This window comes from Brevibacterium gallinarum, assembly GCF_014836885.1.
In the GTDB taxonomy this organism is placed as follows: domain Bacteria; phylum Actinomycetota; class Actinomycetes; order Actinomycetales; family Brevibacteriaceae; genus Brevibacterium; species Brevibacterium gallinarum.
Map to the genome: position 1 here is coordinate 14,150 of NZ_JACSPY010000014.1, position 13,154 is coordinate 27,303.

General features: G+C 69.0%; 10 protein-coding genes. 3 read left to right on the top strand and 7 right to left on the bottom strand.

Going from position 1 to position 13,154, the window contains the following annotated elements:
* Positions 1–39: 39 nt before the first annotated feature.
* Complete coding sequence (gene argC, locus H9634_RS11905) at positions 40–1,119, bottom strand: N-acetyl-gamma-glutamyl-phosphate reductase (RefSeq protein ID WP_225210898.1); 1,080 nt, start codon at positions 1,117–1,119, stop codon at positions 40–42.
* Positions 1,120–1,163: 44 nt separating this feature from the next.
* On the opposite strand from argC, the gene H9634_RS11910 reads away from it, so the two are divergent.
* Positions 1,164–2,138, top strand: coding sequence for a quinone oxidoreductase family protein (locus H9634_RS11910; RefSeq protein ID WP_191726870.1), 975 nt, complete (start codon positions 1,164–1,166; stop codon positions 2,136–2,138).
* Positions 2,139–2,233: 95 nt separating this feature from the next.
* Here H9634_RS11910 and H9634_RS11915 read toward each other — a convergent pair whose 3' ends face one another.
* The 4 genes from H9634_RS11915 to pheS are packed head-to-tail and all read right to left on the bottom strand — an operon-like array spanning position 2,234 to position 8,675.
* The gene (locus tag H9634_RS11915; protein WP_191726872.1) at positions 2,234–4,243 is read right to left on the bottom strand and encodes an ABC1 kinase family protein; all 2,010 of its coding nucleotides are present in this window, start codon (positions 4,241–4,243) and stop codon (positions 2,234–2,236) included.
* A gap of 31 nt (positions 4,244–4,274) precedes the next feature.
* Positions 4,275–5,111 (bottom strand): SDR family NAD(P)-dependent oxidoreductase, encoded by an 837-nt coding sequence (locus tag H9634_RS11920; protein WP_191726873.1) that lies wholly within the window; start codon positions 5,109–5,111, stop codon positions 4,275–4,277.
* Position 5,112: 1 nt separating this feature from the next.
* Positions 5,113–7,632 carry a phenylalanine--tRNA ligase subunit beta gene (pheT, locus tag H9634_RS11925; protein ID WP_191726874.1) on the bottom strand — a complete coding sequence of 840 codons (2,520 nt, stop codon included), beginning with the start codon at positions 7,630–7,632 and terminating at the stop codon, positions 5,113–5,115.
* Positions 7,632–8,675: a phenylalanine--tRNA ligase subunit alpha gene (gene pheS / locus H9634_RS11930; RefSeq protein ID WP_191726876.1), complete on the bottom strand. Its 1,044-nt coding sequence runs from the start codon at positions 8,673–8,675 to the stop codon at positions 7,632–7,634. Before pheS ends, pheT begins: the two co-directional genes overlap by 1 nt.
* Positions 8,676–8,825: 150 nt before the next feature.
* Between pheS and H9634_RS11935 the strand changes: the two genes are divergently transcribed.
* Together H9634_RS11935 and H9634_RS11940 are read left to right on the top strand one after the other, a co-directional pair.
* Positions 8,826–9,680: a class I SAM-dependent methyltransferase gene (locus H9634_RS11935; RefSeq protein ID WP_191726877.1), complete on the top strand. Its 855-nt coding sequence runs from the start codon at positions 8,826–8,828 to the stop codon at positions 9,678–9,680.
* Positions 9,681–9,751: 71 nt separating this feature from the next.
* Positions 9,752–11,191 carry an MFS transporter gene (locus H9634_RS11940; protein ID WP_191726879.1) on the top strand — a complete coding sequence of 480 codons (1,440 nt, stop codon included), beginning with the start codon at positions 9,752–9,754 and terminating at the stop codon, positions 11,189–11,191.
* 5 nt (positions 11,192–11,196) lie between these two features.
* Here H9634_RS11940 and panB read toward each other — a convergent pair whose 3' ends face one another.
* The gene (gene panB / locus H9634_RS11945; RefSeq protein ID WP_191726881.1) at positions 11,197–12,072 is read right to left on the bottom strand and encodes a 3-methyl-2-oxobutanoate hydroxymethyltransferase; all 876 of its coding nucleotides are present in this window, start codon (positions 12,070–12,072) and stop codon (positions 11,197–11,199) included.
* A 118-nt stretch (positions 12,073–12,190) separates the two neighbouring features.
* The gene (locus H9634_RS11950; RefSeq protein ID WP_191726883.1) at positions 12,191–13,066 is read right to left on the bottom strand and encodes a TrmH family RNA methyltransferase; all 876 of its coding nucleotides are present in this window, start codon (positions 13,064–13,066) and stop codon (positions 12,191–12,193) included.
* Positions 13,067–13,154 lie beyond the last annotated feature (88 nt).

Consider the following 13,154-nt stretch of genomic DNA (forward strand, 5'->3'; position numbering starts at 1 on the left):
GTGAGGGATGTCACGACCGCCTGGCTGCTCGCCCGCGCCTCAGGGGGCCAGTCCCCCGGTCGGCAGTCCGGTGGCTTCGGGCAAGCCGAGGGCGAGGTGGGCCGACTGCAGCGCCTGGCCGGCGGTGCCGCGCACGAGGTTGTCGAGGGCGACGACGGTGACGATCCGCCCGGCGCGCTCGTCGATGCCGAACTGGAGATGTGCGGTGTTCGACCCGGTGGTCGCTGACAGCTGCGGCCAGGCGCCTTCGGCGAGCATGTGCACGAAGGGCTCATCGGCGTACGCGGCGGCATACACCTCGGCGACGGCCTCGCGGGTCAGCTGCGCACCACCGGCCGGGACGGCTGAGAGCGTGGCGAGGATGCCGCGGCTGACGGGGATGAGGGTGGGGGTGAAGGAGATGCGCACCGGCCCGTCGGCGGGATCGGCGCCGAGGGCGAGGTTGAGGTTCTGTTCGATCTCGGGCACGTGCCGGTGGGTGCCGGCGACGCCGTAGGGTGAGGCGTTGCCGAGGATCTCGGCTGCTGTCAGGTGGGGCTTGAGTGCCTTGCCTGCTCCGGAGACGCCATTGGCCAGCACCGCACTCAGTCCGGTCGGCTCGATGAGCCCGGCCTGCAGCAGCGGGCCGAGGCCGAGCGTCACCGCGGTGACGTTGCAGCCAGGCACTGCGATGCGGCGGGTCTGCCGTAGCGCCTCGCGCTGCTTGGTGCCGTCGGCCAGCAGCATCTCGGGCAGCCCGTAGGTCCAGGTGCCCGGATGATCGCTGCCGTAGAAGGCCTCCCAGGCGGCTGGGCTGATGAGCCGGTGGTCGGCGGCGAGGTCGATGATGAGGGTCTCAGGTGAGGTCTCGGCGAGCGCGGCTGCGATCTCGCCCGAGGCGCCGTGCGGCAGGGCGAGGACGACGACGTCGTGGCCGGCGAGCACCTCGGCGGTCGAGGGCTGCACCGTCATGTCGCCGTAGGCGAGCAGATGGGGCTGGTGGACCGCCAGCCGGTCACCGGCGCTCGAATGGCCGCAGACCGTTGTAACGTGAAGTTCCGGGTGACTGCTCAGCAGCCTGAGGACCTCACCGCCGGCGTAGCCGGTGGCGCCTGAGACTGCGACTGACATTCGCGACATATGCATAATCATACCGCATCATCGAACTTTATTCAGGAGGGGTTGTGGCCCACGTTGTACAGGCGATCGAAGCCGGCGGACCGGAGGTGCTGCGCTACACCGAGATCGACGACCCGCAGGCAGGTCCCGGCGAGCTCCTCGTCGAGGTCGCCGCTGCAGGCATCAACTTCATCGACACCTACCGGCGCAGCGGCCTGTATCCGATGGAGTTCCCGCACGTCGTCGGCAGCGAAGGCGCCGGACGCGTCATCGCCGTTGCCGATGACGTCACCGGATTCTCAGTCGGCGACCGGGTCGCCTGGCACAACGCGCCCGGCTCCTATGCCACCAGCGTCGCCGTTCCGGCTGCCGGGGTGCTGCGGGTGCCCGAAGGCGTGTCCGATGAGGTCGCTGCCGCGATTCCGCTCCAGGGCCTGACGGCCCAGTACCTGGCGACCGGTTCGCACCGCCTTGAGCCGGGCCAGACCGCCCTCATCCACGCCGGTGCCGGCGGGGTCGGCCTGCTGCTCACCCAGCTGGCCAAGCACCTCGGCGCCCGCGTCATCACGACGGTCTCGACTGAGGAGAAGGCCGAGCTGTCCCGCGGTGCCGGCGCTGATGAGGTGTTCCTCTACGGCGAGGGCGTCGACATCGCCGCCACTGTCCGCGACCTCACCGACGGTGAGGGTGTCGACGTCGCCTATGACGGCGTCGGCAGGGACACCTTCGACGCCTCGCTGGCCTCGCTCAAGGTGCGCGGTTCGCTCGTGCTCTTCGGTGCGGCCTCCGGGCCGGTCGAGCCCTTCGACATCCAGCGGCTCAACTCCTCCGGCGGGCAGTTCCTCTCCCGGCCCTCGCTGCAGTGGTTCGTCCGCAGCCCCGAGGAGCTGGCCGAGCGTTCGGGCATGCTCTTCGACGGGCTCTCGACCGGCTGGCTCGACTTCCGCGTCGGCCACGAGTTCCCGCTCGCCGAGGCTGCCGAGGCGCATCGTGCGCTCGAGGGCCGCAAGACGACCGGCAAGGTCATCCTCAAGCCCTGATCCGGGCACTGTTCTTCCCGGCGGCGGGATCCGATGAGGTGCCGTCGGGAAGGGCGTCGATGATCGCCGCGGTGCCGGTTTAACCCGAGGTCGCGCTATTTGAATCTTCTCGTCGCCAGCGCCGGCGCCAGCACGACCGCGGCGAGCACGAAGCCGCCTAACAGCACCCACGCGCCGAAGTAGGTGAACAGCTTGAGATCCGGGGCCAGCGGCGGGCCGAAGTCAGCTGACATCATGACGACGCCGCCGAGGATGAGGGCGGTGGCGATGATGACCTGCACGAGCTGGTCGACCGTCGTGCGCACGAGGTTCTTGATGAGGTCGATGTTGAGGCCGCTCGTGCCGATGTCGAGGGTGCCGTCCTCCAGGTGCTGGGCGATCCGGCTGATCTGGGCCGGCAGCGAGGCGAGCATCGGGGCGTTCGCGGTGAAGTACAGGTCGGCATGGCCGAGGCTGTCCCGGAAGCTCACCGCCTCGCGCATGAGCGTGTCGCTGTGAGCGCGCACCAGATCGAGCAGGTCGATCGTCGGGTCGAGCTTCTTGAGGCTGCCCTCCAGCGTGGAGATCGCCCGGAATGCATCAGCAACGGCGCTCGGCAGTTCGAAGCCGTTGTCGACGACGAAGGACAGCAGTTCGGAGAACATCGCCGATGAGCTTCCGGAACCGCCGTCGAACTGGAGCATGATCTGGCCGATCTCGCGCTGCAGCAGCCGGATGTCGACACCGACCGGCGCCCCGAACAGGTCGAGGATAGCGGTGGTGGCAGCCTGCGAGTTCTGCCGTTCGAAGGCCATGAGCAGCAGGGCGATGTCGCGGCGGTCGCGCATGTCGAGTCGGCCGACGTTGCCGAAGTCGATGAGCCCGAGGCGCCCGGCCGGGTCGATGAGGATGTTGCCGGCATGCAGATCGGCGTGGAAGACGCCCTTGTGCAGCACCTGCCGGGCGACGGTCATGAAAAGCTGGTCGGCTGCCTCGCGGCGGGCGATCATCGACAGGTTCTCCACCAGGTCGCCTGCCTTCGACAGCGGGATGCCGTCGACGCGTTCGAGGACGATGACGCGTTCGCTGCTGAGTTCGGGGTACACGCGCGGGACGTCGACGAGCGGCTGCCCGTCGGGCCCGTGGGGCCAGCCGTTGCCGTGGTGCTGGGCGGCTTCGCGCAGCAGCTGGGTGTTGCGCACCTCGGTGCCGTAGTCGAGCTCTTCGTTGAGCGATTCGATGAAGCCGCGTGCGATCGAGCGCACGCCGATCTTCTTCGCCCACCCTGCCCGGTTGTGCGCCTGATCGGCCAATGCGCGGATGATGTCGGAATCGGCGCGGACCTGCTTGCGCAGGTGCGGGCGCTGGACCTTGACGACGACCTGGGTGCCGTCGGCGAGCTTGGCGGCATGCACCTGCGCGACCGAGGCGGCAGCCAGCGGGGTCTCGTCGAAGGAGGAGAACACCTGGTCGACGGGCCTGCCGAAGGAGCGCTCGAGCACCGGCCGGATCTGGTCGAAGTCGACCGGCGGCACATCGGACTGCAGCTTGGAGAACTCCTCGACGAACTCCTGGGGCACGACATCGGAGCGGGTGGCGATGAACTGGCCGAGCTTGACGAAGGTGACCCCGGCGGCGGCGAACGCCTCGGCGGTGGTGCGTGCGATCTCGCGCATCGAGACCTTCAGGGTCGGGATCCGCGGGCGCAGGTAGCGGGCGAGTCCGTAGCGCAGCAGGATGCGCTGGATCTGGGAGACGCGGCTGACCCGCCGGTAGAGCACCGGCAGGCGCACGATCTGGCGCATGACCGAGGAGAAGGTGCCGGTGGGCAGCACGAGTTCGATGGCCAGCAGCAGGAACATCTGGATGACGATGAGCCAGGCGAAGATGAGCAGGAAGACCATGACGGCCGGGAAGCTCATCTCGATCCACGGGATCTGCCCGCCCTGGGAGATGCCGAGCAGCTCGTAGGCCTGCAGGGTGATCGGCCACAGCGACATGCCCATGACGAGCGAGACGATCGTGTTACGCAGCGTCCCGGTGCCGACGGTGATCGTCCGGCGCACGAGCACGCCGACGATAACGGCATTGAGCAGACCGAGGAGGATCGAGTAGAGCACGTTCATGTTCGTCTGCCTTCCCCGTGTCTGTCCAGCTTCAGCTGATGTCCATCTCCGTGATCAGCTTACGGGCTTGTGAACCGGCTGCGGGGATCTGCTGGCTGAGCGTTTCTGCAGTGTCGTGACCAGCGCGGATGTAGCGGCCGGTCCACCCGTCGAGCTCACCGGAGGCTGCCGCAAGAGCGAGCGCGGCGAGCTCGGCAGGCGAGGTCCAGTCGTCGTCGGTGCGCCAGTCGTGCATCGGCATCGAGGCGGTCATGTCCGAGCGGATGACGCCGGGGGCCAGTTCGAAGATCTTCAGCCCCTTCTCGTCGCCGAAGTGGACGACGGAGTCGGCGATGCGGAACAGCGCGGCCTTCGATGCCGAGTAGGCGCCGTAGGCCGGGGTGCCCTGCGCACCGGATCCGGAGTTGAGGTCGATGATGCGGCCCGGCTGCCCGGTCGCCTCGGCCGTGGCGATGAGGACCGGGGCGAAGGCGTTGATCATGAGCAGTGGGCCGATGACGTTGGTGCCGATGACCCCGACGAGGGACTCCGGGTCGGCTTCCCACAGCGGGCCTTCGCTCGATTCAACCCGTCCGGCGTTGTTGATGAGCACCCCGAGGCGCACTCCGGTGGCCTGGGCATGTGCCTCGATGTCACCGCGCAGCGCGGCTACGGAGTCCGGCTGGGAGACGTCGACGCCGAATCCGGTGACCGTGCCCGAGGTCTCGGCTGCGATCTCTGCGGCAGCCGCCTGGGCACGTGCGGTGTCGGTGGCGGTGATCGCCACCGGGTAGCCGGCTTCAGCGAATCCGGTGGCCAGGATCCGGCCGATGCCGCGGGATCCTCCGGTGATGAGGGTCAGCGGGCGGGTGGTCTCGGCTGCGGTCATCTCAGCTCCTCACCTCGGCGCCGAAGCGCTCGGCGGCCACGGCGGTGGCGGCCTCGCGCAGTGCAGAGGCCTCGTCGGCGGTCATTGTGCGGTCCGGGGCGCGGAAGGTCAGGCGGAAGGCCAGCGACTTCTTGCCTTCGGGCACCTGGTCGCCTGCGTAGAGGTCGAAGATCTCGACGTTCTCCAGTTCGGTTCCCGCACCTTCGCGCAGCGCGTCGGCCACCGCCGAGGCGGGGGTCGCCTCGTCGACGAGGAGCGCGACGTCCTGCCGGGAGACCGGGTAGGTCGAGAGCACCCCGGCCCACGCGCGGGTGTCGGACTGGGTCAGCAGCGCATCGAGGCTGATCTCGAAGGCGACCGTGCGGGCGGGCAGGTCGAGGGTCTCGCAGACCTTCGGATGCAGTTCGCCGGCGTGGCCGAAGTGGGTGCCGTCGGTGAAGTCGAAGCGCGCGCAGCGTCCCGGATGGTACGGGGCGATCTGGTCGGCTGACACGGTGAGTTCGAGTCCGCAGGAAGCGGCGATCCGGTGCACCGTATCGATGACATCGGCAGCATCGGCCTTCCGGCCGGCGCCGAGCACACCCGGTGCTTCGGCATAGCCTGCCATGATGCCGGCGAAGTGGTACGGCTGGGCCGGCACCGAGGCGAAGATCGCCTCAAGCTCGTCCTCGCTCGGGTGGTAGCCCGGGGCGTAGGACTCGACTGGTGCCAGTTCGGTCGTCTCCGGCTGGGTCACGAGCCCGGCTTCGAAGATCGCGATGTCCTTGAAGCCGCGGCCGAGGTTGCGGGCGGCGGCATCGACGAGGGTGGCGAGCAGGTGGGTGCGCATGAGCGGCTGGTCCTCGGCCATCGGATTGGCCAGCCGGACGTTCATGCGGCGGGCATCGCCTTCCGGGATCCGCAGGGCGTCGCTGCGGGCGTCGGAGGTGAACGGGTAGGTCAGCACCTCGGAGTAGCCGAGCGCGGTCAGCAGATTCGAGATCCGCCGGCGGGCGGCCTGGGCGGCGTTGAGGCCCTTGCCGCCGGGGGCCACCGGCAGCACGGACGGGATCCGGTCGTAGCCGCCGGCCCGGGCGATCTCCTCGACGAGGTCGACATCGTCGGTCAGGTCGGCCCGCCACGTCGGGACGGTGACCTCCAGGATCTCAGCCTCGGGGTCAGCGACGTGGCAGCCGACGGCGCCGAGCAGCCGAACGATGTCCTCGCGGCTGTCCTCGGTGCCCAACCGCCGGTTGGGCAGGTCGGCTGCAAGCCTGACGGTCCGGGCCTGCGGCTCCTCGCCGGCGATGGTGACGGCCGGTTCAAGGGTGCCGCCGCCGAGTTCGACGAGCAGGTCCGCGCAGCGCTTGGCAGCCACCGGGCCGAGGGCGGGGTCGACGCCGCGTTCGAAGCGGCGGGCGGCCTCGCTCGGCAGCCGGTGCCTCCGGGCGGTGCGGGCGATCGAGATCGGGTCGAAGTGGGCGGCCTCGATGAGGATGCTGGTCGTCTCGGGGCCGACTTCGAGGTCGGCTCCGCCCATGACGCCGGCCAGGCCGATGATCCGGCTCTCACCTGCGGCACCGCCTTCATCGGTGATGAGGAGGTCCTCGGGATCGAGAGTGCGGGTGACATCGTCGAGGGTGGTGAGCTTCTCCCCTGCCTTCGCGCGGCGCACGACGATCTTCTCACCGAGGGCGTCACGGTCGTAGGCGTGCAGCGGCTGGCCGAGTTCGAGCATGACGTAGTTGGTGACGTCAACACTCAGGCTGATCGGGCGCATCCCGGCTTCGGTCAGCCGGCGCTGCATCCAGTACGGGGTCTGTGCGCTCGGGTCGATGCCGGTGACCTGCAGGGCGGTGAACCGGTCGCAACCGGGTACACCGTGGATCGGGGCATCATCGGCCAGCTCGACCGGGTAGCCGTCATCGGTGGGCTCCGGTGCCGGCTGATCGGCCGGGTCCGTGAAGTCCTGGTCTTTGAGCATCGCGAATTCGCGGGCGAGGCCGCGCATCGACAGCTGGTAGCCGCGGTCAGGGGTGACGTTGACGTCGAGGGTGACCCGGTCGAGGCCGAGCAAGCCCAGTGCGTCGTCACCGGGTTCGCCGGTGAGCCCGAGGCGGGTGAGGACGATGATGCCCTCGTGGTCCTCGCCGAGGCCGAGCTCCTTGGACGAGCAGATCATGCCGTCGGAGATGTGCCCGTAGGTCTTGCGGGCGCTGATGGCGAAGCCGCCGGGCAGCACCGCGCCGGGCAGCGCGGCGGCGATGAGGTCGCCTGCTTCGAAGTTGTGGGCACCGCAGATGATGCCGCGCGGTTCGTCCTCGCCGACGTCGACCTGGCACCAGTTGACGGTCTTGCCGTTGGAGTGGGTCTCCTTCTCCAGTTCGAGAACCCGGCCGACGACGAGCGGGCCGGTGACCTCGGGGGCGATGAAGTCCTCTTCCTCCAGGCCGATGCTGGCCAGTTCGGCAGCGAGCACCCGCGGGTTGTCGACGACGGAGAGGTCGACGTAGTCGGCGAGCCATTCGAGTGGGACGAGCATCAGGCATTCACTCCAAACCGTGCTGAGAACCGCAGGTCGCCTTCGACCATGTCGTGCATATCGTTGATGCCCTCCTGGAGCATGAGCGTGCGCTCGATGCCCATGCCGAAGGCGAAGCCCTGGTAGACGTCGGGGTCGATGCCGGCTGAGCGCAGCACGTTCGGGTGCACCATGCCGCAGCCGCCCCATTCGATCCAGCCGGGTCCGCCGACCTTGTTGGGGAACCAGAAGTCCATCTCGGCGCTCGGCTCGGTGAAGGGGAAGAAGCTCGGGCGCAGCCGGGTGCGCGATTCGGGTCCGAACATCGCGCGGGCGAATTCGTCGAGGGTGCCCTTGAGGTGGGCCATCGTGAGGTTCTTGTCGATCGCGATGCCCTCGACCTGGTGGAACACCGGGGTGTGGGTGGCGTCGAGCTCATCGGTGCGGAAGGTCTTGCCCGGGCACACGACGTACAGCGGGGCGCCGCGTTCGAGCAGTGAGCGCGACTGCACCGGGGAGGTGTGGGTGCGCAGCACGAGGCCGGCCTCGGCGGGCTCGACGAAGAAGGTGTCCTGCATCTGGCGGGCCGGGTGGTCGGGCCCGAAGTTCAGGGAGTCGAAGTTCAGCCACTCGGATTCGACCTCGGGGCCTTCGGCGACTTCCCAGCCGTGGCCGATGAAGTGGTCGGCGATGCGCTCCTGGATGAGCTGCAGCGGGTGGCGGGCACCGCCTCGGCGGCGGGCCGAGGGCAGGGTGACGTCGATCGCCTCGGCGACGAGCACCTCGGCGTCGCGCTGCTCTTCGAGCGCTGCCAGGCGCGCGTCGTGAGCCTTCTTCACCTGTCCGCGGGACTGGCCGACGAGCTTGCCGGCAGCTGCCTTCTCCGACTTGTCGAGTGTGCCGATCTCCCGGTTCGCCAGCGCCAGCGGCGCTTTGTCGCCCATGTGGGCCAGGCGGGCGGTCTTGAGCTCATCGAGGTTCGAGGCGGCATCGAACGCCGTCAGCGCAGCCTCAACGGCGGCGGCGACGGCGGACTCATCGCGCGGATCGACTGGCGCAGACATCTGCCTTCTTTCTGTTAGCGGACTCTCCATCGCATCCCGCGCATCCCGGCGCAGGAGCAGACCACGAGCCAGTCTAACGAACCGCGCACCGGCACGTGACCGCGTCCCACAGCTGTTGCCTCGCCACCGGCGCCCGCTTAGTGTCGAGGCATGGACTCCACCTCCGCGCAGCCTGTGGCTGCCTCCCCCGAATGGTTCGACGACAACCGCCGCAACTGGGATGACCGGGCCGCCGTGCACGTGGCCTCCGGCTACGGCATCCAGGCCCTCATCGACGATCCGCAGGCGATCCCCGACACGCTGGCACCCGATCTGCCCTACCTCGGCGACCTCTCCGGCGCCTCGGTCATCCATCTGCAGTGCCACCTCGGCACCGACACCATCGGCCTCAAACGGCAGGGTGCCGGCCGGGTCGTCGGCGTCGACCTCTCCGGTGAGTCGCTGCGCCAGGCCCGTGAGCTGGCCGCTGAGTGCGGTGCCGACATCGAATACGTCGAGTCGAACGTCTACGATGCCCGTGCTGCAGTCGACGGTGAGTTCGATATCGTCTTCTCCACCCTCGGGGTGCTGTGCTGGCTGCCCGATGTCACCGCCTGGGCGCAGGTCGTCGCCTCCCTGCTCACCCCCGGCGGGACGTTCCTCATCCGCGATGACCATCCGTTCTTCATGACGATCGGCGATGACGTCTCCGCAGGTCTGCGCGTCGAGCAGCCGTACTTCCAGCAGGCGCAGCCGATGACGTGGGAGGACGACTCCAGTTATGTCGACGCACCGGACGCCGAGCCGATTAGGAACACCCGCAATCATCAGTGGAACCATTCGCTCGGGGAGATCATCACCGCGCTGCTGCAGGCCGGCCTCGTCATCGACACCGTCGAGGAGACCCAGCATTCGGCGTGGGCGCGGTGGCCGGAGCTCATGTTCGAGGACGAGCACGGCTACCGGCTGCGGGAGAACCCCGAGCGGCTGCCGCTGCAGTTCCGCATCACCGCCCACAAGCCCTGAGACGGCCCGCGCCGGTTCTCACCTGGTGACAGGCGCGCTGCGGCTGCTGTCTGCAGTCGTAGAGTGAGCCCATGTCGTCATCGCTGCCGAATCATCGCGCCCTCATGACGGGGCTGACGATGGGAACGTGGCTCAACCCGATGAACTCGACGATGATCACCGTCGCGCTCATCGCGATCGCCCGGGACTTCGGGGTCGGGTTCGCTCACGTCAGCTGGGTCGTGACGGTATTCTACCTCGTCTCCTGCACCGCCCAGCCGGTGCTCGGCCGGTGTGCCGACAGGTTCGGGCCCAAGAAGATCTTCGTTGCCGGGATGATCGTCGTGCTCATCGCCACTGTGTGGTCGATGCTCGCGACCGGGATCGTCTCCCTGTCGATCGCCCGCGGTCTGCTGGCCGTCGGCACTGCGTGCGCCTACCCCTCGGCAGTGACGCTGCTCGGTGCCTGGATCCCACCGGGCCCGGAGTCCGTGCGGGCACTCGGCCGGATCCAGGTCGTCAACATCCTCGGCATGGCTCTGGGACCTGTCGCCGGTGGGCTGCTGCTGGCGGCCTTCGGCTGGCATGCCCAGTTCTGGCTCAATGTGCCTCCGGCCCTGCTGGCTCTCATCCTCGTCGCCCGGGCAGCCCCGGCTGATGTACTCACCGCCGGGCAGCTCGATGCCGGCCGGCCCGGCACTGTCCCGCCTGCTGGCGACCAGGCGCCCACCGCCTCGGGAGCGGGTCGCAAGCGAGCGAACCTGGCGCTGTTCATAGACGTGCCCGGCATCATCGGGTTCACGGTGGCGATGAGTGCGCTCATCCTCGCACTGCTCGATTCGCTGCCCGGGCTCAGGCTTGTGCTCATCGCGGTTGCGGTCATCACCGGTGCGGCGTTCGCGTGGTGGGAGCTGCGCGCCCCGCATCCGGTGCTCGACCTGCGCGAACTCAAGGCGAACACCTCGCTGCTGCTCGTGCTCGCGCAGTTCGCGACGTTCAACGTCGTCTTCTATCTGTGGATGTTCGGGTTCCCGCAGTTCTACGAGATCGCCCGCGGCTACCCGGTCGCCCAGGTCGGGATGCTCATGGCGGTGCTGGCGATCGTGTCCGCGCTCTCGGTCATGCCGGCCACTCGGCTCATCACCCGGCTGGGACTGCGGCCCTTCGTGTTCGGCGGCTGCGCGCTGCTGTTCTCGGCGCTGGCGCTCATGTGGCTGGTGGGCACCGATGGGCACCCGGTGTTCGATGTGCTCATCCTCGCTGTGGCCGGGATGCCCTATGGGCTCATTCCGCTCGGCCTCAACCAGGGCATGTTCGCCTCAGCTCAGCGCGGCTCGGCCGGAGTGGCTGCCGGGCTGTTCCAGCTCACCCGCTACCTCGGTGCGGTCATCGCGATGGTCATCATGGCGCTCATCATCGGCGAGCAATTCGAGCCGGCCCGCTGGCAGCCGCTCATCGCCGCGATGGCGGTCAGCGGGGTCATCGCACTCGGTCTCGTCGCCCTGTGGCGGCCGCCGAGCGTGCGCCGGTAGACGGCTCAGAAGGTGTGCTCGGCTGCCGGGAAGGTTCCGGATTCGACGTCGGAGGCGTAGGCGCGGGCGGCATCGAGCAGGCTGGTGCGCAGGTCGGCGTACTGCTTGACGAAGCGCGGCATCCGCCCGCCGCGCAGTCCGGCCATGTCCTGCCACACGAGCACCTGCGCATCGCAGTCGGCTCCGGCGCCGATCCCGATCGTGGGGATCGACAGCGCCTCGGTGATCGCGGCAGCAGCCTCGCCGGGGACCATCTCGAGGACGACGGCGAAGGCGCCAGCAGCCTCGACCGCACGGGCAGTCTCAAGCAGCTCCTGGGCGGCATCGCCGCGGCCCTGGACGCGGTAGCCGCCGAGCTGGTGCTCGGCCTGAGGGGTGAAGCCGATGTGGGCCATGACGGGGATGCCGCCGGAGGCGAGCTTCTCGATCTGGGGCACCATCTCAGTGCCGCCTTCGAGCTTGACGGCGTGTGCGCCGGCTTCCTTCATGAAGCGGGCGGAGGTGGCGAAGCACTGTTCAGGCGATTCCTGGTAGGACCCGAAGGGCAGGTCGGCGACGACGAGGGCGCGCCGGGTGCTGCCGGTGACTGCCCGGACGAGCGGGATGAGCTCGTCGACGGTGACCGGCAGGGTGGTCTCGTAGCCGTAGACGTTGTTGGCCGCGGAGTCGCCGACGAGCAGGACGGGGATGCCGGCTTCGTCGAAGATCCCGGCGCTCAGCTGGTCATAGGAGGTGAGCATCGCCCATTTGAAGCCCTGCTGCTTGTAGTCCTGCAGGTGGCGGATGCGCACGCGCCCGGCCGGCTGCGGGCCGGCGGAGGCCTGCGGCTGGGCGGAGCCCTGGCTGGTGCCGGTTCCGTAGGGTGATGGCTGCTCGGTCATGGTGCTCCTCGGCTCGATGGGCGTCCGTTCAGTCTACGGACTCACGCCTGCACCGGCAGGCGGCTTCCTCCATCTGAGCTCGTAGCGCCACAGCGGCAGCCGCCTCCCGCACCGTGCCTCACATCAGCTGGCTGCGGGCGGATTCGTAGATGCAGATGCTCGCGGCTGTCGCGAGGTTGAGGCTTTCGGCCTGACCGTACAGCGGGATCGCGACCGCGGCGTCGCACAGTGCGCGGTCGGCCTCGGGCAGGCCGTGGGCTTCGCTGCCGAAGACCCACAGGGTCGGGCGGCTGAGGTCGAGGCCGGTGTCCCAGGGCACGTGCAGGTCATGTGCCGGCGGATGGGCGTCAGCGGCGAGCACCTGCTGGCCGCGGGCGCGGGCGAGCTCGGTCACCTCGGACAATCCGACACCGGTGACGATCGGCAGGTGGAAGATCGATCCGGCAGTCGAGCGGACGACCTTCGGGTTGAAGGCATCGACGCTGTTGGAGGTGATGATGATCCCGTCAGCGCCGGCGGCATCGGCGACGCGGATGACGGTGCCGGCGTTGCCGGGGTCGCGGACCTGGGAGAGCACGACGAGCAGCCGGGCCTTCGCGGTCACCACCGATGTCAGTTCGGCGGTGCGCTGTTCGCAGCTGAGCACGACGCCCTGGCTGGCGACGGTGTCGGAGATGAGCGGCAGCAGCTCGTCGGCGATCTGGCGCAGGCGCACCCGCCGCTGGGCCGCGAGTTCGAGCAGGTCGGGGTGGCGCTCGGCGGACTCAGCGGTCATGAAGGCGTCGACGATCGGCGCGTCCTGGGCCAGTGCCTCGCGGACTGCCTGGGGTCCTTCGACGAGGAAGTGGCCGGTCTTGTTCCGCCATGGGCGTTTGAGCAGCTTGCCAGCCTCTTTGATCCGCTTGGACTGCGGGGAGGTGAGCACGGGGCCGGTGAGGCCGGGATGGACGGGCAGATCGGCAGGCTGCGGGGAGCCGGGGCGTATGGGGGCCATGGCTCCACCCTACCTGCAGACAGCACTCAGCCCCGGGGGATTCCCGGGGCTGAGTGGGTGCGGTCTGTCACCGCTGCGGCCGTCGCCC

What these genes read in the sequence shown, in the direction of transcription:
- H9634_RS11920 (WP_191726873.1), bottom strand. Translation starts at nt 5,111, where the DNA reads ATGACCGCAGCCGAGACCACCCGCCCGCTGACCCTCATCACCGGAGGA.
- pheT (WP_191726874.1), bottom strand. Translation starts at nt 7,632, where the DNA reads ATGCTCGTCCCACTCGAATGGCTCGCCGACTACGTCGACCTCTCCGTC.
- pheS (WP_191726876.1), bottom strand. Translation starts at nt 8,675, where the DNA reads ATGTCTGCGCCAGTCGATCCGCGCGATGAGTCCGCCGTCGCCGCCGCC.
- panB (WP_191726881.1), bottom strand. Translation starts at nt 12,072, where the DNA reads ATGACCGAGCAGCCATCACCCTACGGAACCGGCACCAGCCAGGGCTCC.
- argC (WP_225210898.1), bottom strand. Translation starts at nt 1,119, where the DNA reads ATGTCGCGAATGTCAGTCGCAGTCTCAGGCGCCACCGGCTACGCCGGC.
- H9634_RS11915 (WP_191726872.1), bottom strand. Translation starts at nt 4,243, where the DNA reads ATGAACGTGCTCTACTCGATCCTCCTCGGTCTGCTCAATGCCGTTATC.
- H9634_RS11935 (WP_191726877.1), top strand. Translation starts at nt 8,826, where the DNA reads ATGGACTCCACCTCCGCGCAGCCTGTGGCTGCCTCCCCCGAATGGTTC.
- H9634_RS11940 (WP_191726879.1), top strand. Translation starts at nt 9,752, where the DNA reads ATGTCGTCATCGCTGCCGAATCATCGCGCCCTCATGACGGGGCTGACG.
- H9634_RS11950 (WP_191726883.1), bottom strand. Translation starts at nt 13,066, where the DNA reads ATGGCCCCCATACGCCCCGGCTCCCCGCAGCCTGCCGATCTGCCCGTC.